Origin of the sequence: Natronorubrum sp. A-ect3, from assembly GCF_041821125.1 — an archaeon.
Lineage (GTDB): Archaea > Halobacteriota > Halobacteria > Halobacteriales > Natrialbaceae > Natronorubrum > Natronorubrum bangense.
The window spans coordinates 782929-806460 of sequence record NZ_JBGUBB010000002.1 but is presented as its reverse complement, the minus strand read 5'-3'; the positions used below and the strand labels follow the sequence as shown (position 1 = coordinate 806460).

The window sequence follows — 23532 nt, the reverse complement described above, 5'->3', positions numbered from 1 at the left end:
TCTAGCCGAAGTCGGTTACGCGGTGCCGTAGACTTCTTCGCGGACCCAGTCGTACCCCTTGTCCTCGAGTTCCGCCGCGAGCGAAGCGTCGCCGCTTTTGGCGATCTGGCCGTCGAGCATGACGTGGACGTGGTCGGGCTCGACGTAGTCGAGGATTCGCTGGTAGTGGGTAATCTGAAGAATGCCGGTGCCCTGCTCGTCGCGCAGCGCGTTGATACCATCGGAGACATCCTGCAGACGGTCGATGTCGAGTCCGGAGTCGATCTCGTCGAGGACGGCGATCGACGGCTCGAGGATGGCGGCCTGCAGAACCTCGTTCTGTTTCTTCTCACCGCCAGAGAAGCCAGCGTTGAGATACCGCTGGGCGAATCGCTCATCCATGTCGAGCGCTTCCATCTTCTCTTGGAGGATCTGCTGGAACTCGGCGACGCCGACTTCGCCCTCATCTGCGGGGCCTTCCATCGGCGAGGTTTCGAAGCCTTCGTCCGCTTCCTCATCTGCGTCGTCATCCTCGCCTTCGAAGAGCTCTTCGCGCTCTTCGATCTTGGCGTTGAGCGCCGTGCGGAGGAAGTTCGTCATCGTGACGCCATCGATCTCGGCTGGGTACTGGAAGCCAAGGAAGATCCCGAGCGCGGCACGCTCGTTTGGCTCGAGGTCGAGCAGGTTCCAGGTTCGCTGGTCTTCGTCAATCTCGATCTCCTCGCCGAACTCGCCCTCCTCGAGATGGAGCAGGACCTCACCCTCAGTGACCTCGTAGGCAGGGTGGCCAGCGATGACCTTCGCAGTTGTTGACTTCCCGGAGCCGTTTGGCCCCATCAGCGCGTGAATTTCTCCCGACTTAACCTCGAGATTAACGCCCTCGAGGATCTTCTCGTCGCCTTCTGCTACTTCCGCGTGCAGGTTGTTTAGTTCGAGACGTGCCATAGTACTCTGTCACCTAAACCGTGGGTCGTATGACTCATAACGGTTTCGTATCCGGTTGGATACGATCCCGATTGGAGAAGATTATTTAATAAAACGAAAACTGAAGCTGCGTTTCGGCGTATTTTGACCGCGATAGGTAGGTAGAACCCGTCGTATTGGGGGATTCCTGTAGCGCGACAGTTGCAGCGTAGAAATGGGTCGTCGTCGGTGGTCTCTGCGTTCCGAAATCCGGTTCGATTACATAAAGCTGTCCAGGCCTTTCTGTTCTTGGCCGCTTTTGACCTCTTCCCACGAGACACCGAGTGCCTCGAGAATGCGTTCGATGGGTCCTTTCAGCGTTTTCTCGAGCATCGTGTCGTAATCGACCTCGAACGCGTCGGGAATCTGGTCGTCGTACTCGAAACAGATCACGTCGGGGTCGCGCTTGAACGCGCCGTAGAGCGGATCGGTGCGGGCATCGAACCCTTCTTCAGCCTCGAGTCGCTCAAAAAAGCGCGGATCGACACGATCCAGATACAGTCGTTTGGGCTTGCTGCCACGCTGGAAGTTCGTGCCGAGCAGCAGGTTCGCGTACTTCGCGCCACGAACCTGTGCCGTGTCGGTATCGTAGTTGTCGAGTCGCTTGCCGATTCCGCCCGGGATAGCGATCTCCTCGAGCGAGATGTCGCCCGTACGGACGTCCTCGATAACGCCGTTGACGTACTCCTTTGCCCCCTCGACGTCACCATCCTTGACGATCATCTCGATGACCTTGTGCTGGACTTCCTTGGTGATCGGGGCGATGTCCGAGCGCTGGTACTCGAAGCCGACGATATCGATCATATCGACGTCTTTGCCCTCTTTCCAGGTGATATGGCCGGCGTAGCGTTTCTTCTTGCCCGCCTGGAAGAATCGTCGGTACAGTTTCTCGAACTCGATCTGGAACCGATGCGCTTCGGCGTTTAGGTCTTCTCGAGCGAAGTCGTCGTACCGGCTGTTGATGTACTCCTCGATCTCAAAGGATTGCTCGAGGGCGTCTTCTTTCGGGACATCAGGACCGAGCTCGAGCATGACCGAATCGGTGTCACCATACGCGACCTGATAATCAATCTCGTTTGCGGCAGTTTCCGTGAATTCGATGACTTCGCGCCCAGTAGCAGTGATTGCGGCTGCTGCTTCCTTGTCATATAGCCGAAACCGTTCCCACCCTGACACACCATAAAGCGAATTCATGATGACCTTTACTGCACCCTGCTGGCGGTCGTACTGCTCGTACTCGAGCGAACCGGGTTCGTACTCGTTTCGCAGCGATTTCTTCTCCTCGCGCTCGGCGAGCAGTTCGGTGATCATCTCGCGCATGACGCCGTCGGGCTCCTTGCGGAAGTGGATCGGTTCGGGTTTGGTGGGTGCGACGTAGGTCTCTCCATCGTACTCGTCAGGATCGACTTTCGTCTCCGGCGAGGCGTTGACCGTCGTCATACACATCGGGTACAGCGACTTCAAGTCGAGGACGGTGACGTTCTCTTTGACGCCCGTAATCGGGTCGAACACCGCACCACCCTCGTACTCCTCGCCGGCCTCTTGTTGCCCCTTCGAGGGCAGCGCGAAGCGGCCGTGGGCTTCGTGGAGGACGTACATGTCGACTGCGTCGCCGGGTGTGGGGGCGTCCTCGAGTTTACAGCCGACAAAAGAGCGCACTTCGTCCCAGAACGGGATGATCTCCTGTTGGCGGTCGAGTTCGACACAGAGTTCGACGTCCCGAAGGTTGTACGCGAGCAGTTGGGTGGGGTCGTCCTCCCAGAGGTCGCCAATGTCGCCGGCGTAGCGTTCCTTGCCGACGCCAAGTTCGGCCTCGCCGACGGCGTCCAGCCGGTAGGAATCGAGTTCTGAGAACACCATCCGCTGGTAGCCATACAGCAGGTCGAAGACGACCCGGCCTTTGATATCGGGGCCACCCCAGTTGCTGCGCCAGACCTCGTCGACACGAGAGAGGCGATCGATCTCGAGATCGTACTCGTGGTGGGGGCCCTGTAGTTCCTCGAGGCGGTCGAGGAAGTACGGTGCGTCGAAGTCCTCGAAGTTCCAGCCCGTCAGGACGTCGGGATCGGTGTCTCGGACGTAGTCGACGAAGGCCTCGAGCATCGCTTCTTCCTCCGTGAAGCTCCGGACTTCGTGCTCGAGTTCGCCCTCGATTGGCTCGTAGTCGGTGATCGCGTCGGGGATCGGGCCGTCGCCGATCGGGGCCTCGTAGAGCCACATGATGTACTCGTCGCGGTAGGAGTCGTGGCTGGTGAGACAGACGATCGGCTCCTCGCCGTCCTCGGGGAAACCCGAGCGGTCGTCGACCTCGATGTCGAACGTACAGACGCGCGGATCGGCGTCGACGTCCGTGGCTTCGACCTCGTCGTGGGGGACGACTAACGAGCCGTCCTCGGCCCGGCGTTCGGGCACGCGAATGCCGCTGCGGACGTCTTTGTCGATCAGAAACCGGTTCGGAAAGAGAATGTCGGCTTCGAAATGCTGGAACTCATCACGCACTTGCCCGACGTCCCGCGGCGTCTGGCCGAAAATTTTGGTCAGTTTCTCGCCACGAATACTCTCATACGGCTCGCCGTCTGCATCGACGTCGCGGCTGCCAGTGAGCCGGTCGTACTGCTCTTCGGGCGGGCGCTCGAGTGAATCCGTCGGCGCGTAGAAGTACGGCTGAAAGCCGACGATCTGGATGTGTTCTAAGCTGCCGTCGGCTGTCCGTCCGAAGACGTGCATGATCGGTCGTTCCTCGTCGCCGTAGCCGGCGATGGTGTAGTCGACCTGCATCACGGCTAGCTCGAGGTCGCCGTCGGCTTCGGGGAGCGTTTCCTCGATGACGTCGATCACCTCACCAGCGTTCGATCCACCGTTGCCTGCGACGGCAACTGCCTCTTCGTCCGGTCGCTCGTCGGGCTCTTGAGAAAACTCCGAGAGTCCGGTTTGGCCCGCCTCAGTCATGGTGTCGGAGTTGGCAGTGACTGGATAAAAACCCCCACAATTCGGTCGACTCCTCAGGTCTGTCTGAGTATTGCAGGTGCAGCAAGACATATAATGTGGTAACACATACCACGAGTATAGGTGATTGAAGTGTCCACCCACGTCAACGACGACACGACGGATCGAAGCGAGCCACGTAGTGAACCAGCGGGCACCGCGACGGTCGAGTCCTATGAAACGGATGATGGTGTCGTCTTTTACGACGCCGAGAATCCGCTCGCGTGGGTCGAGACCTCCCAGACGTTCTCTTTGGCAGAAGTCGCCTGACGCCGTCAGCTGGCGTCCATTCCAGCGCACCCTGCCGGATGGGTGTGATTGCGTCGAGACACAGTAGCGAGCAGTGTGGGATAGTCAGCCGAGACGGTCGAACGCGAACGTTTTTTTGGATCGTTGTCCTCCGTTCACCTGTGGTATCCGACCGGACCGAGAACGAACCCGACGAGTACGATCCTGAAGCGGAGTTCAGAGACCCCGACAGTGACTCCATTACCATTCCTCGGGTTTCGACCGAAGACGCAGGGTCAGATCTGCGGTCGGATCTCAGATCGGAGTTCGAAGAAGATGAAACCGTCTCCGGCCTATCGGGTTCCGAGACCGATGTCGACAGCGACCTGCTGACACAGTTCTGGGCGCTGGTGCTCGTCGTTAACGCAGCGGTCTTGGCCTTTGCACTCGGACTCCTCTTTTTTATTTTCGAGAGCGAAGTCACGTATAGCACCTATCTGGTGGCCGCCGGCCTCGTCCTCACAGGATTCGCGTTTCATCGTTATCGGGTGTTCCAACGAACGAACGACGCCACTGCGCCAGCGGATGACGACGATGCCGACCGTCCCACGGAACCGATGGAATAGGGTGCAGGCGAAACTACTTCAATGGCGGTCACCCAACGTCCGCCACCGGACGATCATACCTGATCATGAAAACCGTTCACGACGACACCGGCAAACGATATCTGCTTCTTAAACGCTCCGAACGTGCAAGTCTCGTTCGGGATCCACAGAACGGCAACGAGTGTTACATCCAGAACGACCGTCTCGAGGCCGTCGACGAGTCCGCTCTCGAGACGGCTGCCCGTACCGTCTCCGAGCCGGTTCGGACGCTCCTGACGAACGTTCACGACGAGGCGACACTTGGCCTGCTGGTCGAGCTCGAGGACCGCGGCCCGCTTGGGATCCGAACACTGCTCGACGCGTACGACTTCTGTGAGAGTGATCTCCACGGCCGACTCACGGTGCTGTCGGCTGCTGGCCTGCTCGAAACGGTCGAAGTTGGCGGCGAACGTGGGTATCGGACTACAGACACATGTGCGACAGCGCTCGAACGAATTTCGATGGGTGACGGTTGCGAATCAACGACGACCGAAACACACTCCAGCAAGACTGCTGACAACAGTTGATACGGATCTCTAACACTCACCCCTTCCTCTCGCAGTGTCTCGGTCAGTCGGATGCGAGCAGCTCTCCCTCGGGTGGCTCACCGCGCTCGAGTCGCGAGCGGTTCGACGTCGAATCCTTTTCGATACGGACGAGCGAGTCCGCCGCCCCGACGAGTTCCTCGTCGTGGCTCACGACGACGATCTGTTCGACGCCGAGGTCGCGCATCGATTCGACCAGCGAGACCAGTTGCGTGACGTGGCCCGAATCGAGGAAGACCGTCGGCTCGTCCAGAATCAGCGGCGGCAGCGGGGCCGTTCCCTCGACCCCTTCGGCGAGTAGCCGATAGATCGCACACCGCAGACTGAGATTGAACAGCGCCCGTTCGCCACCCGAGAGCTGTTCGGGCTCGAGCGTTTCGCCGTCTTTCTGGTAGACGGTCAGCCGATACTCGCCGTCGAGGTCGATCGCCGCGTAGGAGTCGTTCTGGTAGACCAGCTCGAACGTCTCGTTGAGCAGCCGCTCTAACGTCTCGACGTTTTGTTGGCGGAGTTCCGCCCGCAGGTCGCCATACGTCGCCTGTAGCGTCTCGGCTTCGTCGTACAGCGACTCGAGGCGCTCACAACGTGTCTCGACGGCGTCGAGACGCTCACGAAGTTCCTCGAGTTCCTCGAGTTCCCGTTCGGCGGCCCCAATCGCGTTCTGGAGGTTGGCGTGTTTCTCCTCGAGTTCCTCGAGTTTCGCGTCGACTTTCTCGAGGTAGTTCTCGGCGTTTTGTTTGTTTTCACGGGCGCTCACAACGCGTTCATCGTCGAACTCCGACTCGAGGTCGCGCTTGCGGTCGCGTTTGCTCGAGAGCGCCTCGCGGCGCTCGTCGTTCATGGTCTGCCAGTCCCGACGGCGCTCACGCAGCGTGTCGATTTCGGTTTCGAGGTCGGCACGTTCATCGCCGATGTCGGCGAGACGCTGGAGTGACTCGAGCGCGTCCTTGATCTCACTGCGTTCGGTGTTGATCGCGCCGAGTTCGGCTCGGTGGTCGGCGACTTCGTCCTCGAGATCGTCAGCGGTGGCGCGTTTCGATTCGGCGTCGGCCTCGTGCTCCTCGGCGTCTTCGCGTAGCTGCTCGCGCTGGTCGCGTCGCTCCGCGAGCGTCTCGCGTTTCTCCGCAAGCAGTTGCTCGATGTTGTTCCGGTTCTCCTCGAGTCGATCGACCTGTCGTTCGGCCTCGCAAAGTTCCTCGGCGCGCTCGAGTCGGTCGTCGAGGTCGTCGCGGTCGGCCTCAAGGGCCTCGCGTCGATCGTTAAGTTCCGCGAGTTCCTCGCGTTTGTCGTCCAGCACGTCGACGTGTGGTGAGTCCTCGACGGGCTGGCCACATTCGGGGCACTTCCCCTCCTCGAGCAGCCGCTCGCCCTCCTCGATCGCGTTCTCGACCGTCCTGATATCGGCGGTGACGTCACCGATCTCGTCGGTCAGCTGCGCCCGTTGTGTGTCGAGCGAGTCGCGATGGGCAGTGGCGTCACCGAAGTCGACTGGCGCATCGGTAAATCGCTCGCGTGCAGCGGTGATCTGTGCCTCGAGATCCGCCACCTTCGCTTCACGGTCCTCGATCGCATCCGCGTCGGTCTCGAGTTTGGCATCGATCTCGTCGGCTTGCTTGCGGGCAGCCTCGGCTTTGGGCTCGAGGTCGGCGGCCGTCTCGCGGCGACGTTCGATCTCGCTCGTGGTCTCCGTGATCGCCACCCGAACCTCCTCGAGCGCATCCCGGAGCTCATCGTCGCGTGCCTCGAGTGTCTCGAGACGGGCGTTGACGGCGTCGTTGTCGGGGCTCTCGAGATCGGTCTCGGCCAGCAGCTCATCGCGTTCCGCGGCGAGTTCCTCGCGTCGGTCCTCGAGGTCTCGAATCTCGTCTTTTGCGTTCTCGCGTTTGCGCTCGGTCTCGGAAATTTTCGAGCGCAGCTCCTCGATCTCGTCCTCGAGCGTCGCGACCTCCTCGCGCGTTTCTGCGTGGCGCTCGAGGACGTCTTCGGCGCGCTCGAGGGTGGTTCGTGCCTGCTCACGCTGCGTTTCGAAGTGATCGATATCCTCGCGAACGTCGTTTTGACGGGATTCGAGGCCGTTCAGGCGCTCGTGAAGCTCCTTCCCTTCTTTCTGCTCGACCTGTTTGCGGAGATCCTCGAGGACCTCCTGCTGGCCGTCGAGGACCGTCTTGACGCCGAGACGAGCGTCGCTGGCCCGTTCGCGGTAGGCCTCGAGTGCGCCAAGCTGGAGGAGGTCGTCGATCATGTCCTGGCGATCGCTCGGCGAGGCGTGGATCAGCTTGTTGACCTCGCCCTGGCGGACGTAGGCGCAGTTGACGAACGCGTCGGCGTCCATCCGGAGCAGTTCGGTCACCTCGCGGCGAACGTCGCGTGCACCCTCGATCGTCTCAGTCGGTGTCTCGAGGACGCATTTCGCCGTTGTCGCACGATCACCTCTGAGTTTGAGGTGGCGCTCGATGTGGTACTCACGACCGTCGTGCGTGAACCAGAGTTCGACCTCGCTTTCGTCTTCGCCGGTCGTGATCACGTCGTCTAAGGTGCGATCATCCAGTGCCTTCGAGCCGTACAGCGCGAAGAACACGGCCTCGAGCAGCGTCGACTTCCCGCTGCCGTTGACGCCGTGGACGACGGTCACACCGCGCTCGAGCCCGAGTTCGGCTTCGTCGTAGCATTTGAAGTTCAGCAGCCGGATACGGTCGACTCTCATGCGAAATCACCCAGCGAGGCGGTGTCTGTGGGCTCGTCGCTTGCCTCATCCTCTGGCGTGGTCGTCTCCGCGCTGTCTTCGTCGCCGTCGGCAAGCTGGTCTGCAACCGTCGTCACGTCCTCGTCGTCGCGCTCGCGCTCGGGAGCAGGGTCGAACGCGGCTGTGTCCGCTTCGAGAATTTCCCTGACGCGTCGTTCGACGGTTTCGCGGACGTTCGAATCCACGAGCTCGTCGTTTCGAACGGTTTCGTCGAGTTCGAGGGCGGCGTCGCTGAGCCCCAGTTCACGGACACGGTCACGAACGGCGGCGTCGGGGTCGGCAAAGCGGACCGATAGCTCCTCGTCATCGTCAGGCAGCTCTCGCCGGTCGTTGACGCGGGCGATGAGTGCCCCGCGGTCGATGGCCGCCGTCTCGACTGTCGCTGGCGTAATCGGTCGCCCCTCACCGTCGATCGTCACGATGACGACGGCGTCCTCGAGGTCGTACTCACGAACGCGTTCTTGAACGCGGTCGACGCCTTCACCGTCTTCGAGGTCGACATCAACGAAGACGAATTCGCGGGTCTCAGTGAGACCACGGCGGCTGATCGAGACGGCGTCGTCGGTAAAGTCGACGAGGTTGTAGCCTCGGTCTTCGCGTTCGCTTGCGCTTGCACGTTCGGTCGAGCCACAGTAGGTGATCCATGTGTCGTGCAGTTCCGCGGTGTCGGGTTTGTGGTTGTCTCCGAGCAGGACGGCGTCGAACTCGACCGTCGATTCGGTAAGCAGTCGCTCGGTGTCCCAGTCGGCGTGGGCGAACGGTTCGAACAGGCCGTGGCTCACCAGCGCCGCGTGGTCGGCTGCCTCGGGCACGGGGGCGAACTCGTACTCGAGGTCGTCCCGTCGCGATCGGGGAACGAAATCCAGTCCGTAGACGGCGACGTCGTCGACGAGTTCGGGTTCGGCACCGAGTCGCGTCGCGAGACCGAGATCGGCGAAGAGATCGAGCCACTGGGCGTCGCGTTTGCCCTCGTGGTTGCCGACGACGGCGAGAAAGGGAATGTCGGCGTCAGCGAGTGTTCGCAGGATTTCGACGGTGCCCTGCAAATCAACCAGTCCCGGACGGCGGTCGTGAAAGAGGTCGCCGGCGTGGATCACGGCGTCGACGTCGTCGGCGACCGCATCGTTGACCACGTCACGAAACGCCTCGAGAAAGTCCTGGCGTCGATCGGGCGAGTTGTACTGCTGGTACCCGATGTGGGTATCGCCCGTATGTAGTACCCGCGTCATTGCCACGTGTTTGGCAAGCGCGTCCTAAAGGGATTCTGTAACTGAAGTGAAAGTGAACGAACGACAGACTTGAGTGTGAAACGGGGGGCAGCTGTCTCGGACAGAACGCGCGTTACTCCTGGATGTCGAGACTGTACAGTCGCTTACGAGCGTCGGAAAAGGAAAATCGAGAGTCGATGACGTTTTCCTCGTCGAGGCGGTTCAGTGCGTATCGAACGGTTCGAGACGGCAGGAGCGTCTCGTCGGCGATCTGCTGTTGGGTCATCGTGTCGTTGTACTCGAGGACCTTCGCGACGAGTTTCGCACTCGGTGGTAGCTCTCTGACGTCATCCCACGTCCCCCTCGGTTCGGCCTCGTGTCGCAACGACTCTGAAGCACTCATCATCCTCCCGTTTCGGATACAAGGTAATAATATTTTCTGTTTCAATAAATGCTCGATAGTTATATTTTGAGGTCGAGTACACCTACCCGAAGCCTCTTATGAAGCAACACCCAAGAGACGGGTGATGAGCGACACTGTGGACGACGTCGACCTCCCATACGACGAGGACGAGGCGTCCCAACAGGAGAAGATCCAGGCGCTCGAGGAACGGCTGGAGATCCTCGAGGCGCAAAACGAGGAGATGCGGGACAAGCTCCTCGATGCCAACGCCGAGAATAACAAGTACCAGCAGAAACTCGAGCGACTCACACACGAGAACAAGAAACTCAAGCAGTCACCGCTGTTCGTCGCCACCGTCCAGGAGATCACGGACGAAGGCGTCATTATCAAACAGCACGGCAACAACCAGGAGGCGCTGACGGAGGTCACCGACGAACTCCGTAACGAAATCGACCCAGACGCCCGGGTCGCCGTCAACAACTCGCTGTCTATCGTGAAGAGTCTCTCGAGCGAGACTGACGTGCGTGCCCGCGTGATGGAAGTCACCGAGAGCCCGGAAGTCAGCTACGAGGATATCGGTGGGCTCGAAGAGCAGATGCAAGAGGTCCGCGAGACCGTCGAGATGCCCCTCGAGAAGCCCGAGATGTTCGACGATGTCGGGATCGACCCACCGAGCGGCGTCTTGCTCTACGGGCCGCCGGGCACCGGGAAGACGATGCTCGCAAAAGCCGTCGCCAACCAGACCGACGCCACCTTCATCAAGATGGCCGGCTCGGAACTGGTCCACAAATTCATCGGCGAGGGTGCAAAGCTCGTCCGCGACCTGTTCAAGGTCGCCCGCGAGCACGAACCCGCCGTGATCTTCATCGACGAGATCGACGCCATCGCTGCCAAGCGAACGGAGTCGAAAACGTCGGGCGACGCCGAGGTCCAGCGGACGATGATGCAGCTTCTGAGCGAGATGGACGGCTTCGAGGAACGCGGTGAGATCCGCATTATTGCCGCGACGAACCGCTTCGATATGCTCGATCGCGCGATCCTCCGTCCTGGCCGCTTCGACCGCCTCATCGAGGTGCCAAAGCCCAACCAGGAAGGCCGCAAAATCATCTTCGAGATCCATACCCGTGGGATGAACGTCGCTGACGACGTTGACTTCGCGGAACTGGCTGCAGAAGCCGAAGAGGCCTCCGGTGCCGACGTCAAGGCCGTCTGTACGGAAGCCGGGATGTTCGCCATCCGCGACGAGCGAACCGAGATCCGTATGGAAGACTTCCGTAACGCCTGGGAGAAAGTCCAGGCTGACTCGGATGAAACCGAAGACGTCTCGAAAACCTTCGCCTGAACTGGCCGTTTTTTTCTGTTCTCTCACCGTCGAGAGCGAGCGATAGCTCGATCAGACGGTACGACTCGAGAACAACAGAGCGTGCGACTCGTTTTGAGGCGCTATAGCGCCGCGAAGACCAGCCACGGAACAATAAACAGTGCCACCGTCAGTACGGCAAGAATCAACAGATATCCGACCACTGTTCCGCCCGCAGTGATCCACGACGAATGCTTGAACTCACTGAGATCGACTGTCATACGTGTATGCTCCGGTGAAACGAGTATAAACGTACCGGAACCAGAGACGACGACACTGACCTGCCTCTCTATCGCCACGTCTCGAGCGAAACAGCTGCTCGCTCCGGTATCGAGAGCCAGACATCATCTCGCGTAATATCGGCGATAACGAGGTGCGATCGACCATCGATCTCATCGATTGCCGTGACGACAGTGCCGTCGTTGTCCGGCTGACTGCCCACCGACTCGGCCTCGAGTGTCATACCTACGAATACTGCTGGTGCATGTATGAACGTTTTGGTATACCTCGTGAAAATGATTGAAGAAACCAGAATTTTAGAGCAGATGGGTGAGAAACTGAAGTAGTATGTGGGATTGGTGTACAGAATAAATTTGTTGGCTACAGAGCCAACAAGCGTGCGCTGATCGGACCGGTTCAAGTCACTCTCTCCCCCAGAACACGTTCCGGACCGTTTTTACCGGGTGACTGGCTATGGCCAGTCAATGACGAAGATCGTCGTGGTGGACAACCACGGTCAGTTCACCCACTTAGAGCGCCGCGCGCTTCGCGACCTCGGCGTCGAAACGGAGCTGCTCGACAACGAGACACCCCCCGAGGACGTCGACGCTGATGGCGTCGTCCTCTCCGGTGGCCCGGATATGGACCGAATCGGGAAATCCGCAGACTACCTCGAGGCGGACGTGCCAGTCCTCGGGATCTGTCTGGGAATGCAACTGATCGCCGAAGAACTGGGTGGCCGTGTCGGCAGCGGGGAGTACGGCGGTTACGCCGACGTCAACGTCGACATTCTCGACGGAGATGACCCACTGACGGGCTCGCTCTACCCCGAAACCCGCGTCTGGGCGAGCCACGCTGACGAGGTTAAGGAACTGCCTGACGGCTTCGAACTCACGGCCAAAAGCGACGTCTGCGGTGTCGAAGCAATGAGCGATACCGACCGTGATCTCTACGGCGTCCAGTGGCACCCGGAGGTCGCCCACACGGAAGAAGGCGACGAGATCTTCGAGAACTTCCTCGAGATCTGCGAACAGTAGCGACTCACTCGCGACCGATTTTTCTGTTTTCATACGGTCTGCTGTACCGATGTACCGGCGCGACCGCAGGACGGTTCCCGGTTGCGCCGGAACCGACGGACAGCAGACCGTATCAGTGGATCGTCCACCAGCGTAGCCACAGCTGCAATCATTACCAACGTGTATTCTCAGGGAAATGTGGTAACATCGGTGTAAGCTAGTATCGTTCATGTCGCCAAGCGTATATGTAGGTTTCAAGGCGAATCAGATAACGTAATGAAACCAGTTTCACGTCCCGTTCCAACCACGGTCGTCTCGTCTCCACTCACTGCCACGTGCTTCGGCGAGGTGGACTGAGATGACCACGAGCGTCCTCGTTACCGGTGCGACCGGCAATCAGGGCGGATCGGTCGTCGAACACCTCCTCGAGGCCGACACCGACTTCGACGTCTCCGGGCTGACCCGTGACGCCTCGGGCGACCGCGCACAGGAACTGGCCGACCAGGGCGTGACAGTGGTCGAAGGAGACCTGAACGACAAATCGTCCCTGGAACCGCACGTCGCCGACGTCGACGCCGTCTTCGCCGTCACCAACTTCTGGACCCAAGGCTACGAGACGCAGGTCCAGCAGGGGAAGAACATCGCCGACGTCGCAAGCGAGGCGAGCGTCGACCAGTTCGTCTTCAGCGGCGTCGGGAGCCACGAGAAAGACACCGGCGTCCCCCACTTCGATTCGGCCGACGAGATCGACCAGTACGCCCAACGGCTCGAGTTACCGATGACCGTCCTCCAGCCCGTGTTCTTCTTCCAGAATCTCGAGGCGTTCGCTGCGGATATCGTCGAGGACGGCCAGCTCGCGCTGCCACTCGCGGACGGCGTTGCCCTCCAGATGATCGACGTTGACGACGTCGGCCGCGCGGCTACGGTCGCGTTCGAAAACCCCGACGCGTTCGTTGGCGAGCACGTCGAACTCGCCGGCGACGAGTTAACCCTTGCCGAGACTGCCAAGACGCTCTCGAACGTCACCGGTGTCGATGTCGAGCCGGTCTACGTCCCGATCGAGGACGCCTACGACAGCTTCGGCGAGGAGTTCACCGTGATGTGCGAGTGGTTCAACGAGGTCGGCTACAGCGCCGATATCGACGCGCTCGAGGCGCAGCTCGGTTTCGAGTTTACGGACCTCGAGACGTATCTCCGCGAACACGGCTGGGAGGACAAAGACGGCATGGCGTCCGTTCCCGGCTGGGTCAAAGCGATGCAGTGACTGACAGCGCGTAGCCACCGCCGATAACGACTGTTTTCTACGCGATCATTCGACCCGAGCGGCGCGTATCGATTTGCCCGAGTCAGTCAGTGTCGGCGACCGCCAGTCTATTTATCATCGGTTCGAATGTGGTATCTGATGACAATCGATACCGTCGGCCGGTTCGAACGCGCCCTCGAGTCTCTCGAGGTCGGCGTCGAACGAGTGCCGGCAGTCGATGCGACTGAGCGAATCGCAGCCGTCCTCGAGGCACCTGCTGTCGGTGTCCCCCTCCCGTTCGACGGCGTCTCACAGCCGGAGTCGGTGACGACGCGGCCGACGGCCGGTGAGCTCGAGGACGCGCGGACCGGCGTTACGCCTGCCACGTTCGGGATCGCCGAGTACGGCACCGTCGCCATCGAATCACGGGCTGCGGGCGACGAACCGGTCAGTCTCTACCCCAATCAGCACGTCGCGGTCGTCGCCGCAAGTGACGTCGTGGCGGATCTCGGAGCCGGATTCGACCGCCTCGAGGACTGTTTTGCCGACCGGAAGAGTATCGTCTTCGCGACTGGCCGGAGCGCAACGGCGGACATGGGTGACCTCGTCCATGGTGTCCACGGCCCCGGGACAGTCAGCGTGATCGTTCTGGAGGATCGGTGAGCACGATGGCAGAGCGAACCCACCAGCCCGGCTCTAAAAGCGAGATGGCCGCCCGCATCCGACAGCTCCTCGAGACCGAAGGTGAGGCTGTCCACGCCCACTCGAGCGCGATGAGCGCGCGTCAGGCACAGACCTACGCCGAGACGGACGATATCGAGACGCTGCGGGCCGATGCACGATCGATCAAAGAGGATGCGATCGATCGACTCCCCGAGTTGCTCGAGACGGTTCGGGACGCAGTCGAAGCAAACGGCGGGACGGTCTACGTCGCCGACGACGCTGCGGACGCGAACGCCTACGTTTCGGATGTCGTCGCCGAACGGTCGGATTCGGCCACCGGTGAGCAGCCATCCGTCGTCAAATCGAAGTCGATGACCACCGAAGAGATCGACCTCAACGAGGCACTCGAGACCAACGGCACCGACGTCTACGAGACGGATCTCGGCGAGTGGGTGTTGCAGGTCGCAGACGACACGCCCTCTCACATCGTCGGGCCGGCGATGCATATCAGCCAGCCGGAGATCGCCGAGTTGTTCACCGAGCGCTTCGACCCCGACGAACCGTTCGAAACGGCCGAAGAACTCACCCAGTTCGCTCGCGACTATCTGGGCGAACGCATCCGTGAGGCCGACGTGGGGATCACGGGCGCGAACTTCGTCGTCGCCGAAACCGGGACGATGGCGCTCGTCACGAACGAGGGCAACGCCCGCAAGTGTGCCGTCACACCCGACACCCACGTCGCCATCGCCGGCGTGGAGAAGCTGATTCCGTCGGTTCGGGACCTCGAGCCGTTCGTCGACCTGATCGCAAAGAGCGCGACGGGCCAGTCCATCTCCCAGTACGTGACGATGCTGACGCCGCCGACTGCGTCGCCGACACTGGATTTCGACGCCCCAGACCAGCCCCTCGCGGGCGCGAACGCGGACGCAAATACCTCGGCAGGCACCGAGCCCGACCGCGAGTTCCACCTCGTCTTGCTCGACAACGGCCGCATGGACATGCGCGAGGACGACCTGCTCCGCGAGACGCTGTACTGTATTCGGTGTGGTGCCTGTTCGAACTCGTGTTCGAACTTCCAGGCCGTCGGCGGTCACGCCTTCGGCGGCGAGACGTATTCGGGCGGCATCGCCACTGGCTGGGAAGCCGGCGTCCACGGTCAGGAGAGCGCCGCTGAGTTCAACGACCTCTGTACGGGCTGTTCACAGTGTGTCAACGCCTGTCCGGTGAAAATCGATATCCCGTGGATCAACACCGTCGTCAGGGATCGCATCAATCGCGAGGGCAATGGCGAGTCGTACGACTTCCTCGTCGATGGTCTCACACCTGACGCCGAGACTGGTGGCCTCGACCTCGGCAAGCGGTTCTTCGGAAACATCGACACGGTCGCGAAACTCGGCTCCACGACGGCACCCGTCTCGAACTGGCTGGCCCAGACTGGCCCTGCTCGCAGAGTACTCGAGTCCACCCTCGGCATTGACCAGCGTCGCGACCTGCCGAGCTTCCAGCGCGAGACGCTCGTCGACTGGTTCGAGAACCGAGGCGGCGTGGCGACCTCGAGACGCCGCGCAGAACGCGCCGCGTCCGAAGCCAGCGAGACAGCGATCGACCGCGAGGCCGTCCTTTACCCCGATGTCTACACGAATCACGTCGATACCGACCGCGGGAAAGCCGCGGTCAGGACACTCGAGGCACTCGGCGTTCCGGTCAGCGTCCCCGATCTCCCTGAAAGCGGCCGCGCGCCGCTCTCACAGGGGATGATCGCCACGGCAGATCGACAGGCCAGTCGCCTCTACGGCGCCGTCGTTGAGGATCTCGATGCCGGCCGGGATCTCGTTGTCATCGAGCCGTCCGATCTGGCGGCGTTCCACCGCGAGTACGAACGCTTGCTGCCCAACCGCTCGTTCGAGCGTCTCCGGGACAACAGCTACGAGGTGTGTCACTACGTCTACGGCCTCCTCGAGCACGGCGCCGACCCGGACGCGCTTGCGACCGCCGATGGCGGGACCGACGAGCAAGCTGTGTCGATCGCCTACCACTCCCACTGCCAGCAGCGAACGCTCGGCCTCGAGGCCCCGACGACAGCGCTGCTCGAGCGCTGTGGCTACGACCCACGGACCTCGAGTGTGGAGTGCTGTGGGATGGCCGGCTCGTTCGGATACAAACAGGAGTACTACGAGCTAAGTATGGACGTCGGCGACCGACTGGCCCAGGAGTTCGAGACGGCAGCGACCGTCGTCGCCTCCGGGACGTCCTGTGGCGACCAACTCGAGACGCTGCTCGAGCGCGACGTTCCGCATCCGATCGAGTTGCTGGCCCCGACGCGCTGAGTTTACCTGCGGGCTCCAGTCGCCGTTGCAACTCACTGTACGGGTCCATCGCACGGCGGCGATGCGATCGGTTCGGCTGTAACCGGCGACACCGCTCTCGGTGCAGTCGCTCTCGAACTGTCTTTCAACGGCACCGCAGCGAGTCCGTTCGGCTCCACAAGCGGCGCGCTCTTGGTTCAGTGCTGTGTCGAAAACGGCATGTGTGGCCGTCGACCGACCACTCGCTTATTCGCCGAACAGTTCGTCGACCGCTTCCCGCGCCGCGAGTGCGGCGTTGTCGGCGACTTGTTCGGTATCGGCCGTCTCCTCGTCACCGGGTACGTTGAGATAGACGTCGACCTCGAGGACGCCGTCCTCGAACGTTACAGTGACGTCGAGATCGCGTACGGCCGACTGTTTGTACTGCGAGAAGACGTAGCCTTCCGCAGCGTCCGACGCCGTCTGGACGACGTCGTCGGCCGTCGGCTCGTCAGTCGGCATTTATGCGCCGCCAGCGCCTGGGCCGCCTGCTGGGCTTGGGCCGCCGCCCATGCCGCCACCGAGGAGCTCTTCGAGCTCGCCCTGAAGGCTTTCGAACTGGTCCTGAACGCGCTCTTCCTGTTTCTCGAGGGTCTCGAGGCGGATCTCGAGGGAGTCGACCTTGTCCTCGAGGTCGTCTTCGGCCTCGTCGTACTCCGTCTCGACGAGCAGTTCGCCGACCTTCCGGTACATTGGCGTCTCCTCGTCGATGGTCTCGAGCTCGTCAAGAGCGTTTTCGGCCTCGGTGAGGCTCGATTCGGCTTCCTGTTTCTGGACGGCGACCGTCTGTGCGGTCTCCTGAAGGTCCTGCAGCTGTTCGATTTTCTCCTGTGCTTCCGGCGGTAGATTACCTTGCATATCTCGACCGTCGCCCTCCGGACGGATAAAGCCAAGCTTTGTCGTCGATCAGCGCGCCCCAGCAAGCACACCCCAACTGCGTATTCAGATGTTGGCGTCGCGGCCGTGCTGTGGTGGCTGATAGCACATGTGAGAGTACCCACTGAACGTCACTGCACATCGCATCGCACGACGACTGTGCGATGTGTGTCCATCGGTTCAGGTGTCAGTATAACGACTGTCGCGACCGTCCTGTCCGGCGAGCGCAGAACAATCACAGTTCGGCACCCAGAGCCGGTCTGTGCGGTGTGACTGCGATTTGGGTTGGTCACACAGCGTGACTCGAGTCGCCACTCTGCTTACGACGACTCGAGTGTGCGTTCGCCGATAGTAGCCGTCCGTTCGGCGACATCGACGAGCGAAAACCAGGTGTTGAGTGCTGCTCGCAGGGCGATTACGTCCGCGGCGGCGATCTCGATTCGGACGACCGACTGCTGGTGCTCGATGGTTGTCTGGGAGCGGTCGTCGTCGATCTCGCCGATCTCGCGGCTGACGCTTTCGGCGACGAGTTGAGCACGAGACGGCGTCTCATACTCGAACTCGAGGGTCGCGTCGTGAGAAGACACGCGCGGTTACTGAACGCCGACTTCCTTGACGTCGCGACTGCGCTCTTTCAGGAGCACGCGGTGACCACAGTAGGGGCAGCGAACGCCGCCGTACTCGTCGATCTGGACGTCGCGCTTACAGCGAGAGCATTTGTAACTCATACTGAATCAGTATCCGTGGTCGTTATTCGTCTTCTGCCAGTGCGGCGCGGATCGAACGCTTGACAGTGCGGCCGGCAGGCGTCTCCGGGCGGTAGGCACCGCCAGTAAAGACTTCGCCGGTCTCTTCGTTCTTCCAGATACCGGTGCCGACACGGGTGACGGAGTCGCCGTCGACCTCGGCGTTTTGCATGTCGTCTTCGATCTCACTGACGCGACGTCGGGCAACGCGACCGTAGCGTGCGCCAAAGCGGCCCGCGCTACCGACTATTCCTTTCTTGGCCATAGTAGGACTAGCTATCCCCAGCGGATTCTTAAACCTGTTGAGTCGCGGCGGGGCCGCCAGCGAACACATCTCAGGTTTCGGCCGCTGCCGTTGCGACTGGTCCGGTAAGTAGCTCCCGAAAGACGAACACGAGGGCAGCGAGATAGCCGATGGGTGCAAGTGGGATCGCAAGAAGCCCCGTCGCGACGCCCGTCATCGCGATCGCTGATCGAACGACGAGTCCACTTACCGCAAGCAGCGGAATCGCAGCCAGGACGGCATCTGGTCGCTCGAGCATGGCTAATTATATCTCATTACGGCTGTCCGGATAAGGGACTGACAACCAGCAGACAGTGTCACTTCCATCGGATACTGACAGTATTCGCACCGTTTCACTCGATCAGTGGGGGTGACACCGATCACGACTGCAGTCGCTCGTGGCAAGCGCGGTCGTCTGACGGTCCGTTCGCCTGTCGGTTTCGTGCTCATCTCGTCGCAAAAAATAACGGTCAGGAGAACCCCCACAATGGGTTATATCATTTGTCGTGGTAACTGATATCATGCGGCGACGCAGCTATCTCGCTGCCGGTGGCGGTCTGGCGGCGACGCTTACGGGGAGTGTGGAAGCGATCGAACGGGGGCTGATCAGACGGGGCCGTGCCGTCCAAGACGACGGCGCTACCGAGGTCCGAATCCTCGAGACGAACGCGCCCGTCGACGGTGGGTCGCTGCTCGAGGTAACGGTCGAAGTCGAAAACACCGGCACCACGCCGGTTCGAGCCGTCGTCGACGCGTTCTACGAGGGTGAGCATCGATCGACGATCGAGACGCCGGTCGATCCCGGGGAGAGCCGAACGCTCGACTACGTCAGTTTCCGGACGTCTCCGGTCGAGCAGGACGAGACGGTCACGGTCCGGTTCGAGGTCGATGGCGACGCGGCCGAGCAGACGGTCGACGTCCTCGAGGTCGACGAACTCGACGCGACACAGACGCGGCCGGACCGCGAGCTCACCGTTCAGCCAGGAACCACAGTGCTCTTCGAGGTTGAATCGGATGCGTTGGGAGAGTACGGTGGTCAAACGCAGTGGTTTGTCGACGGAGCGTACGCCGGCTGGTCGATGGGACCCTGGCACAGCGCGTACTACGGCAATCAAGGGGCCGACTACTGGAAGACGACGTTCGACGATGCTGGCACCTACGAGGTCGCCGCCGCCGTCGGCGACGACGACCGCACTCGAGCGATGTGGACGGTCACCGTGGAGGAAACCGGATCCGCAGCGCCGACTATCGAGGGGCAACAGCCGGCCGACGACTCGATCGCGGTCGACCCCGACGACCCAATCGACCTCGAACTGGACGTCGCCCATCCCGACGGCGCGCTTGACCGCGTCGTCTGGTGGCTCGGGCATGCAGACGTCATTCTCGGCGAAACGGCGGTAAGCGGCAGCGGAGACACCGCGACGCTTACCCTCGAGAGCAGCTGTCACGGCTGTCCGATCATTGTCTGGGTGATCGACGAACACGGAACAATCACGTCCGAGAGCCCGTGGGTGATCGACGACGTCGGCGAACCTGACGCGGAGCTGGCCGTGACGATCACCGAGACGAACGATCCCGTCGACGCTGGCGATGTTCTCGAGGTCACGGCGACATTCGAGAACACGACTGACTCTGAACTGACACAGGATGTCGAACTCATCGTCGGCCACGACCCCGAACTCGTCGACAGCCAGTCGGTGACTGTCGGCGCTGGCGAGACCGAAACGATCGATCTCGAGTTCGAAACGGCGGTCGTCAGACAAACCCAGTCGTTCCCTGTGCGGGTCGAAGCCGAAGACAGCACCGACGAACAAACCGTCGAGGTGATCGGCACCGACGACGTCGGGCTGGACGTAACGATCACCGAGACGAATTCGCCGGTCCAGACAGGCGAGTTTCTCGAGGTGACTGCCGACGTCGAGAACACCCACGGCACAGGGCTAACCCGAGAGGTACAGCTGACTGTCGGCCACGATCCGACGGTGGTCGAGACGGTCGACGTCTCACTCGAGCCGGGTGACAGCGAGACGATCACGATGGGCTATGAGACCGCCGTCGTCGAGACTGCCCAGCGCTTTCCAGTTCGGATCGAAACCGAGGGCGATTCGGACGAGGTCCCGGTGTTCGTCTACGTTGATGAGCCACCGCTTTCGGTGACGAGCCTCGAGACGAACGACCCGGTTGCGACCGGCGACGTCCTCGAGGTGACGGCCACGCTCGAGAACACCGCCGAGTCGGAGACGACCCAGGAGATCGAACTGATCGTCGGTCACGACCCCGAACTCGTCGACAGCCAGTCGGTAACCGTTGCCGGCGGCGACACCGAGACAGTCGACCTCGAGTTCGAAACGGCACCCGTCCGGCGAACCCAGACGTTCCCCATCCGGGTCGAAAGCGACGACGACGCAGCCGTCCGTGACGTCGAAGTGATCGGGACGGACGAGGTCGACGTAACCGTGACGATCACCGAGACGAACGATCCCGTCGACGCCGGTGACGTCCTCGAAGCGACCGCCGAGATCGAAAACGCGAGCGCGGTCGCCGTCACACAGGACCTCGAGTTCGTCGTCGGCCACGATCCGACCGTTGTGGACACCGACTCGGTGCAACTCGAGCCAGGCGACAGCGAGACGGTTACGATGGCGTTCGAGACGGCGCTCGTCGAGGACGACCAGGAGTTCCCAGTTCGCGTCGAGAGCCCCGTCGCCTCGGACGAACGCACGGTTCTCGTCTACGGTACCGATGACGAAGATGACGACGAACTCGAGATCGAGTTCGCCGACTGTACACAGGCCACCGTCTCCGGCGCGTTCGACGACGGCGACGATCTGACCGTCGAAACACTGTTCATCGACTCGGCAGGTGTCGGGAACGCTCATCACGGGATCACGGTCGGCGACGAAATCGACGCCCCGTTTTCCGGAACGATCCGATTCGAGATCGGTGAGGGTGATGGCGTCGTCGACGAAACCAACGACGAAGTCGTCGTCGGACTCCCGGATGACGGCTTCGGGTCGACCATCGGAACGATCATCGTCAACTGGTTTGGCCCGGATGAAATCCGCGAGAGCAACCCGAACGACTGCGTCGACGAACGACGGCCCGAGCAGCCGACAATCGACCTCGAGGACGTCACGCCCGAGGAAGACGACAGCCTGGTGGTGACGTTCGGCTACGAGAACCCAAACGATCTCGACCTCTTCGGCGGCGCGTTCGTCGCCGGGACGACCCCGGACGAACCGCCCACGCTCGAGCCTGGGTCCCACACGTTCACTGCCGAGTGGACGCCCGAGACCGACGACGAGCGACTCGTCTGGGAGGTCGACCTCTCGTCGTATCTCTACGACGAAACGCTGCGGGCCGAAACGGAGCCCGCCGGCGACTATCTCGATCTGGAGCCGGAGTTTTCGGTCTCCATCCTCGAGGCAACCGACCCCGTGGTGGCCGGTGAGACGCTCGAGGTGACGGCCAACGTCGACAACGTCGGCGGCTCGGCGGGGTCTCAGGAACTCTCACTCGAGATCGGTGGGCAGGTCGTGGACACCACGCAGGTCGACCTCGAGGATGGAGAGAGTGACACCGAGACACTGTCGTACCAGACCCAGCCCGAAGACGTCGGCGACCTCGAGGTAACGGTCCGCAGCGAGGACGACGAGGCGACGACACAGGTGACCGTCGAGGAACCGCTCGAGCCGGCAACGATCGAGATATCGAGCGTCAGCGCACCCGACTCGATCGAAGCTGGGGACACACTCGAGGTAGCTGCCGACCTGACGAACGTCGGCGGCGAAGCTGGCGAGACGGGTGTGGAGCTGGATCTCGACCAGCAACAAGGTGTTGACAGTCAGTCGGTCTCGCTCGAACCGGACCAAACAGAGTCGGTTTCGCTGACCTATCAGACGACCCCGGCGGATGTCGGCGACCGAACCGCGACCGTTCGAACCGACGACGACACTGCATCGGTTCAGGTCACGGTGACCGAACCACCCGAGGAGGAACCGCCTGAGGACCCACCAGAAGAGCCAGGACCGCCTGAAGACACGCCCGAAGAACCGCCTGAGGACCCACCCGGGGAGCCACCGGAAGAACCAGGACCGCCTGAGGACACGCCAGGAGAGCCACCGGAAGAACCAGGACCGCCCGAGGACCCACCGGCTGATCCCCCAGCAGAGCCGCCCGCAGAACCACCTGCCGAACCCGCCGACGAACCGGCAGACGAATCTCCCGACGACGAGTCGCCGTAATCGACGCCACTCCCTCGAGCGAGTGGGCCGTCAGCGGCGACTGTCTCTTGAGACGGCCGTCAACTACTGAAACTCAGCGTCGGTCAGGACCTCGTTCAAATCGTCCCGAATCATCTCGCCCATCTCCCGGTCGCGGGCGGTCGTCACGACGCGGTTTTCCTGCACGCTCGAGCCGTCTCGCAAGAGCATGCGAACGTTGCCGCCGTCGTCGGCGCGGGTTACCTTCGCTCGAAGCCCTGATTGGGACCCCTTCCCACCGGCGTCGATCGGCCCTGGAATGACCTTCTTGACGTGGGGGTGGTCCGCGACGGTGTGGATCGCCCGCATCCCCGTGCGACCGCCGATGAGGGTGGTGTGGCTGCCGCCGATCTTTTCGGCTGGCGGCGTCTGGACGACGTCGAGGGCGCGATTGCCACGGCGCTCGAGGACCGCCTCGACGGGCGCTGCGTCGTCGACGCGATAGCACGGAAAGTGGATATCCTCACGGACGGCCCGGATAACGTCCCGCTCGCCGCCCGCATACACCTCTTCGGGTCGTTTACGCCGGATTTCGTCACCGATTCGGCCCGCGAAGTTTCGCAGTTCGACGATCTCGTTCTCGCCGTCTTCGGGCGTCGTCGTGATCGTCGTCTCACCAAGCACCGGATCGTCGAGCGTGGCCGTCGTCGGATCGTCGTCATCGTCGCCCGCGAGCATCGTCATCGTCGCCCGCTCGCGCCCCGCCTCGAGAACGACCGCGTCGGTGTTTCGCTCCCGACAGACCAGACAGTAGTCGCCGGGTTTCTCGAGCGGCGAGGCACAGTGGCGACACTCCATACTGCCAGTTCGTGCGGGGCGTG

23 protein-coding genes are annotated in these 23532 nt (G+C 61.8%); 9 read left to right on the top strand and 14 right to left on the bottom strand.

What is annotated here, in order from left to right; translation table 11 throughout:
- Nucleotides 1–15: 15 nt before the first annotated feature.
- Nucleotides 16–924 carry an ABC transporter ATP-binding protein gene (locus ACERJA_RS10680; protein ID WP_373608171.1) on the bottom strand — a complete coding sequence of 303 codons (909 nt, stop codon included), beginning with the start codon at nucleotides 922–924 and terminating at the stop codon, nucleotides 16–18.
- Between the two features lie 237 nt (nucleotides 925–1161).
- Nucleotides 1162–3891 carry a DNA-directed DNA polymerase gene (locus tag ACERJA_RS10675; protein ID WP_373608170.1) on the bottom strand — a complete coding sequence of 910 codons (2730 nt, stop codon included), beginning with the start codon at nucleotides 3889–3891 and terminating at the stop codon, nucleotides 1162–1164.
- A 120-nt stretch (nucleotides 3892–4011) separates the two neighbouring features.
- On the opposite strand from ACERJA_RS10675, the gene ACERJA_RS10670 reads away from it, so the two are divergent.
- From ACERJA_RS10670 to ACERJA_RS10660, 3 genes are all read left to right on the top strand, one after another.
- Nucleotides 4012–4197, top strand: a complete 186-nt coding sequence (locus tag ACERJA_RS10670) for a hypothetical protein (RefSeq protein WP_006064456.1) — start codon at nucleotides 4012–4014, stop codon at nucleotides 4195–4197.
- Nucleotides 4198–4337: 140 nt separating this feature from the next.
- Nucleotides 4338–4781 carry a hypothetical protein gene (locus tag ACERJA_RS10665; protein ID WP_373608169.1) on the top strand — a complete coding sequence of 148 codons (444 nt, stop codon included), beginning with the start codon at nucleotides 4338–4340 and terminating at the stop codon, nucleotides 4779–4781.
- Between the two features lie 65 nt (nucleotides 4782–4846).
- Nucleotides 4847–5326, top strand: coding sequence for a hypothetical protein (locus tag ACERJA_RS10660; RefSeq protein WP_373608168.1), 480 nt, complete (start codon nucleotides 4847–4849; stop codon nucleotides 5324–5326).
- A gap of 43 nt (nucleotides 5327–5369) precedes the next feature.
- Here the strand turns inward: ACERJA_RS10660 and rad50 are convergent, their stop codons facing one another.
- The 3 genes from rad50 to ACERJA_RS10645 all read right to left on the bottom strand — a co-directional run bounded on the left by rad50 (nucleotide 5370) and on the right by ACERJA_RS10645 (nucleotide 9698).
- Complete coding sequence (gene rad50 / locus ACERJA_RS10655) at nucleotides 5370–8048, bottom strand: DNA double-strand break repair ATPase Rad50 (RefSeq protein ID WP_373608167.1); 2679 nt, start codon at nucleotides 8046–8048, stop codon at nucleotides 5370–5372.
- Complete coding sequence (mre11, locus tag ACERJA_RS10650; RefSeq protein WP_373608166.1) at nucleotides 8045–9316, bottom strand: DNA double-strand break repair protein Mre11; 1272 nt, start codon at nucleotides 9314–9316, stop codon at nucleotides 8045–8047. The genes rad50 and mre11 overlap by 4 nt, the downstream gene beginning before the upstream one ends.
- Nucleotides 9317–9428: 112 nt before the next feature.
- Nucleotides 9429–9698 (bottom strand): MarR family transcriptional regulator, encoded by a 270-nt coding sequence (locus ACERJA_RS10645; RefSeq protein WP_373608165.1) that lies wholly within the window; start codon nucleotides 9696–9698, stop codon nucleotides 9429–9431.
- A 124-nt stretch (nucleotides 9699–9822) separates the two neighbouring features.
- Between ACERJA_RS10645 and ACERJA_RS10640 the strand changes: the two genes are divergently transcribed.
- Nucleotides 9823–11040, top strand: a complete 1218-nt coding sequence (locus ACERJA_RS10640) for a proteasome-activating nucleotidase (RefSeq protein WP_373608164.1) — start codon at nucleotides 9823–9825, stop codon at nucleotides 11038–11040.
- Between the two features lie 101 nt (nucleotides 11041–11141).
- Here ACERJA_RS10640 and ACERJA_RS10635 read toward each other — a convergent pair whose 3' ends face one another.
- Both ACERJA_RS10635 and ACERJA_RS10630 read right to left on the bottom strand, forming a co-directional pair.
- On the bottom strand, nucleotides 11142–11279 hold the full coding sequence (locus tag ACERJA_RS10635) for a hypothetical protein (protein WP_373608163.1): 138 nt from the start codon (nucleotides 11277–11279) through the stop codon (nucleotides 11142–11144).
- Between the two features lie 68 nt (nucleotides 11280–11347).
- A complete protein-coding gene (locus ACERJA_RS10630; protein WP_373608162.1) occupies nucleotides 11348–11521 on the bottom strand; it encodes a hypothetical protein in 174 nt (57 codons plus the stop codon).
- Between the two features lie 241 nt (nucleotides 11522–11762).
- On the opposite strand from ACERJA_RS10630, the gene ACERJA_RS10625 reads away from it, so the two are divergent.
- The 4 genes from ACERJA_RS10625 to ACERJA_RS10610 all read left to right on the top strand — a co-directional run bounded on the left by ACERJA_RS10625 (nucleotide 11763) and on the right by ACERJA_RS10610 (nucleotide 16526).
- Entirely contained in the window at nucleotides 11763–12314 is a 552-nt protein-coding gene (locus ACERJA_RS10625) for a GMP synthase subunit A (protein ID WP_373608160.1), read from the top strand.
- A 337-nt stretch (nucleotides 12315–12651) separates the two neighbouring features.
- Complete coding sequence (locus ACERJA_RS10620) at nucleotides 12652–13557, top strand: NmrA/HSCARG family protein (protein WP_373608159.1); 906 nt, start codon at nucleotides 12652–12654, stop codon at nucleotides 13555–13557.
- Nucleotides 13558–13695: 138 nt separating this feature from the next.
- Complete coding sequence (locus ACERJA_RS10615) at nucleotides 13696–14199, top strand: LUD domain-containing protein (RefSeq protein ID WP_373608158.1); 504 nt, start codon at nucleotides 13696–13698, stop codon at nucleotides 14197–14199.
- A gap of 5 nt (nucleotides 14200–14204) precedes the next feature.
- Nucleotides 14205–16526, top strand: a complete 2322-nt coding sequence (locus ACERJA_RS10610; RefSeq protein WP_373608156.1) for an LUD domain-containing protein — start codon at nucleotides 14205–14207, stop codon at nucleotides 16524–16526.
- A gap of 225 nt (nucleotides 16527–16751) precedes the next feature.
- On the opposite strand, the gene ACERJA_RS10605 is transcribed toward ACERJA_RS10610, so the two are convergent.
- The 6 genes from ACERJA_RS10605 to ACERJA_RS10580 all read right to left on the bottom strand — a co-directional run bounded on the left by ACERJA_RS10605 (nucleotide 16752) and on the right by ACERJA_RS10580 (nucleotide 18708).
- A complete protein-coding gene (locus tag ACERJA_RS10605; RefSeq protein ID WP_373608154.1) occupies nucleotides 16752–17006 on the bottom strand; it encodes a DUF3194 domain-containing protein in 255 nt (84 codons plus the stop codon).
- Nucleotides 17007–17402 (bottom strand): prefoldin subunit beta, encoded by a 396-nt coding sequence (locus tag ACERJA_RS10600; RefSeq protein ID WP_006064442.1) that lies wholly within the window; start codon nucleotides 17400–17402, stop codon nucleotides 17007–17009.
- 338 nt (nucleotides 17403–17740) lie between these two features.
- A complete protein-coding gene (locus ACERJA_RS10595; protein WP_006064441.1) occupies nucleotides 17741–18007 on the bottom strand; it encodes a KEOPS complex subunit Pcc1 in 267 nt (88 codons plus the stop codon).
- A gap of 6 nt (nucleotides 18008–18013) precedes the next feature.
- Nucleotides 18014–18148 carry a DNA-directed RNA polymerase subunit P gene (locus ACERJA_RS10590; protein ID WP_006064440.1) on the bottom strand — a complete coding sequence of 45 codons (135 nt, stop codon included), beginning with the start codon at nucleotides 18146–18148 and terminating at the stop codon, nucleotides 18014–18016.
- Between the two features lie 22 nt (nucleotides 18149–18170).
- Nucleotides 18171–18431, bottom strand: a complete 261-nt coding sequence (locus ACERJA_RS10585) for a 50S ribosomal protein L37ae (protein WP_152942379.1) — start codon at nucleotides 18429–18431, stop codon at nucleotides 18171–18173.
- A gap of 70 nt (nucleotides 18432–18501) precedes the next feature.
- Nucleotides 18502–18708 (bottom strand): hypothetical protein, encoded by a 207-nt coding sequence (locus ACERJA_RS10580; RefSeq protein WP_373608153.1) that lies wholly within the window; start codon nucleotides 18706–18708, stop codon nucleotides 18502–18504.
- A 262-nt stretch (nucleotides 18709–18970) separates the two neighbouring features.
- On the opposite strand from ACERJA_RS10580, the gene ACERJA_RS10575 reads away from it, so the two are divergent.
- Entirely contained in the window at nucleotides 18971–22693 is a 3723-nt protein-coding gene (locus tag ACERJA_RS10575) for a CARDB domain-containing protein (RefSeq protein ID WP_373608152.1), read from the top strand.
- 63 nt (nucleotides 22694–22756) lie between these two features.
- On the opposite strand, the gene ACERJA_RS10570 is transcribed toward ACERJA_RS10575, so the two are convergent.
- On the bottom strand, nucleotides 22757–23509 hold the full coding sequence (locus ACERJA_RS10570; protein ID WP_373608150.1) for a DUF2103 domain-containing protein: 753 nt from the start codon (nucleotides 23507–23509) through the stop codon (nucleotides 22757–22759).
- Between the last annotated feature and the right edge of the window lie 23 nt (nucleotides 23510–23532).

Coding starts and splice junctions, on each gene's coding strand:
- ACERJA_RS10680 (WP_373608171.1), bottom strand. CDS start 924: ATGGCACGTCTCGAACTAAACAACCTGCACGCGGAAGTAGCAGAAGGC.
- ACERJA_RS10675 (WP_373608170.1), bottom strand. CDS start 3,891: ATGACTGAGGCGGGCCAAACCGGACTCTCGGAGTTTTCTCAAGAGCCC.
- ACERJA_RS10660 (WP_373608168.1), top strand. CDS start 4,847: ATGAAAACCGTTCACGACGACACCGGCAAACGATATCTGCTTCTTAAA.
- rad50 (WP_373608167.1), bottom strand. CDS start 8,048: ATGAGAGTCGACCGTATCCGGCTGCTGAACTTCAAATGCTACGACGAA.
- mre11 (WP_373608166.1), bottom strand. CDS start 9,316: ATGACGCGGGTACTACATACGGGCGATACCCACATCGGGTACCAGCAG.
- ACERJA_RS10645 (WP_373608165.1), bottom strand. CDS start 9,698: ATGAGTGCTTCAGAGTCGTTGCGACACGAGGCCGAACCGAGGGGGACG.
- ACERJA_RS10640 (WP_373608164.1), top strand. CDS start 9,823: ATGAGCGACACTGTGGACGACGTCGACCTCCCATACGACGAGGACGAG.
- ACERJA_RS10635 (WP_373608163.1), bottom strand. CDS start 11,279: ATGACAGTCGATCTCAGTGAGTTCAAGCATTCGTCGTGGATCACTGCG.
- ACERJA_RS10630 (WP_373608162.1), bottom strand. CDS start 11,521: ATGACACTCGAGGCCGAGTCGGTGGGCAGTCAGCCGGACAACGACGGC.
- ACERJA_RS10625 (WP_373608160.1), top strand. CDS start 11,763: ATGACGAAGATCGTCGTGGTGGACAACCACGGTCAGTTCACCCACTTA.
- ACERJA_RS10620 (WP_373608159.1), top strand. CDS start 12,652: ATGACCACGAGCGTCCTCGTTACCGGTGCGACCGGCAATCAGGGCGGA.
- ACERJA_RS10615 (WP_373608158.1), top strand. CDS start 13,696: ATGACAATCGATACCGTCGGCCGGTTCGAACGCGCCCTCGAGTCTCTC.
- ACERJA_RS10610 (WP_373608156.1), top strand. CDS start 14,205: ATGGCAGAGCGAACCCACCAGCCCGGCTCTAAAAGCGAGATGGCCGCC.
- ACERJA_RS10605 (WP_373608154.1), bottom strand. CDS start 17,006: ATGCCGACTGACGAGCCGACGGCCGACGACGTCGTCCAGACGGCGTCG.
- ACERJA_RS10600 (WP_006064442.1), bottom strand. CDS start 17,402: ATGCAAGGTAATCTACCGCCGGAAGCACAGGAGAAAATCGAACAGCTG.
- ACERJA_RS10590 (WP_006064440.1), bottom strand. CDS start 18,148: ATGAGTTACAAATGCTCTCGCTGTAAGCGCGACGTCCAGATCGACGAG.
- ACERJA_RS10585 (WP_152942379.1), bottom strand. CDS start 18,431: ATGGCCAAGAAAGGAATAGTCGGTAGCGCGGGCCGCTTTGGCGCACGC.
- ACERJA_RS10580 (WP_373608153.1), bottom strand. CDS start 18,708: ATGCTCGAGCGACCAGATGCCGTCCTGGCTGCGATTCCGCTGCTTGCG.
- ACERJA_RS10575 (WP_373608152.1), top strand. CDS start 18,971: ATGCGGCGACGCAGCTATCTCGCTGCCGGTGGCGGTCTGGCGGCGACG.
- ACERJA_RS10570 (WP_373608150.1), bottom strand. CDS start 23,509: ATGGAGTGTCGCCACTGTGCCTCGCCGCTCGAGAAACCCGGCGACTAC.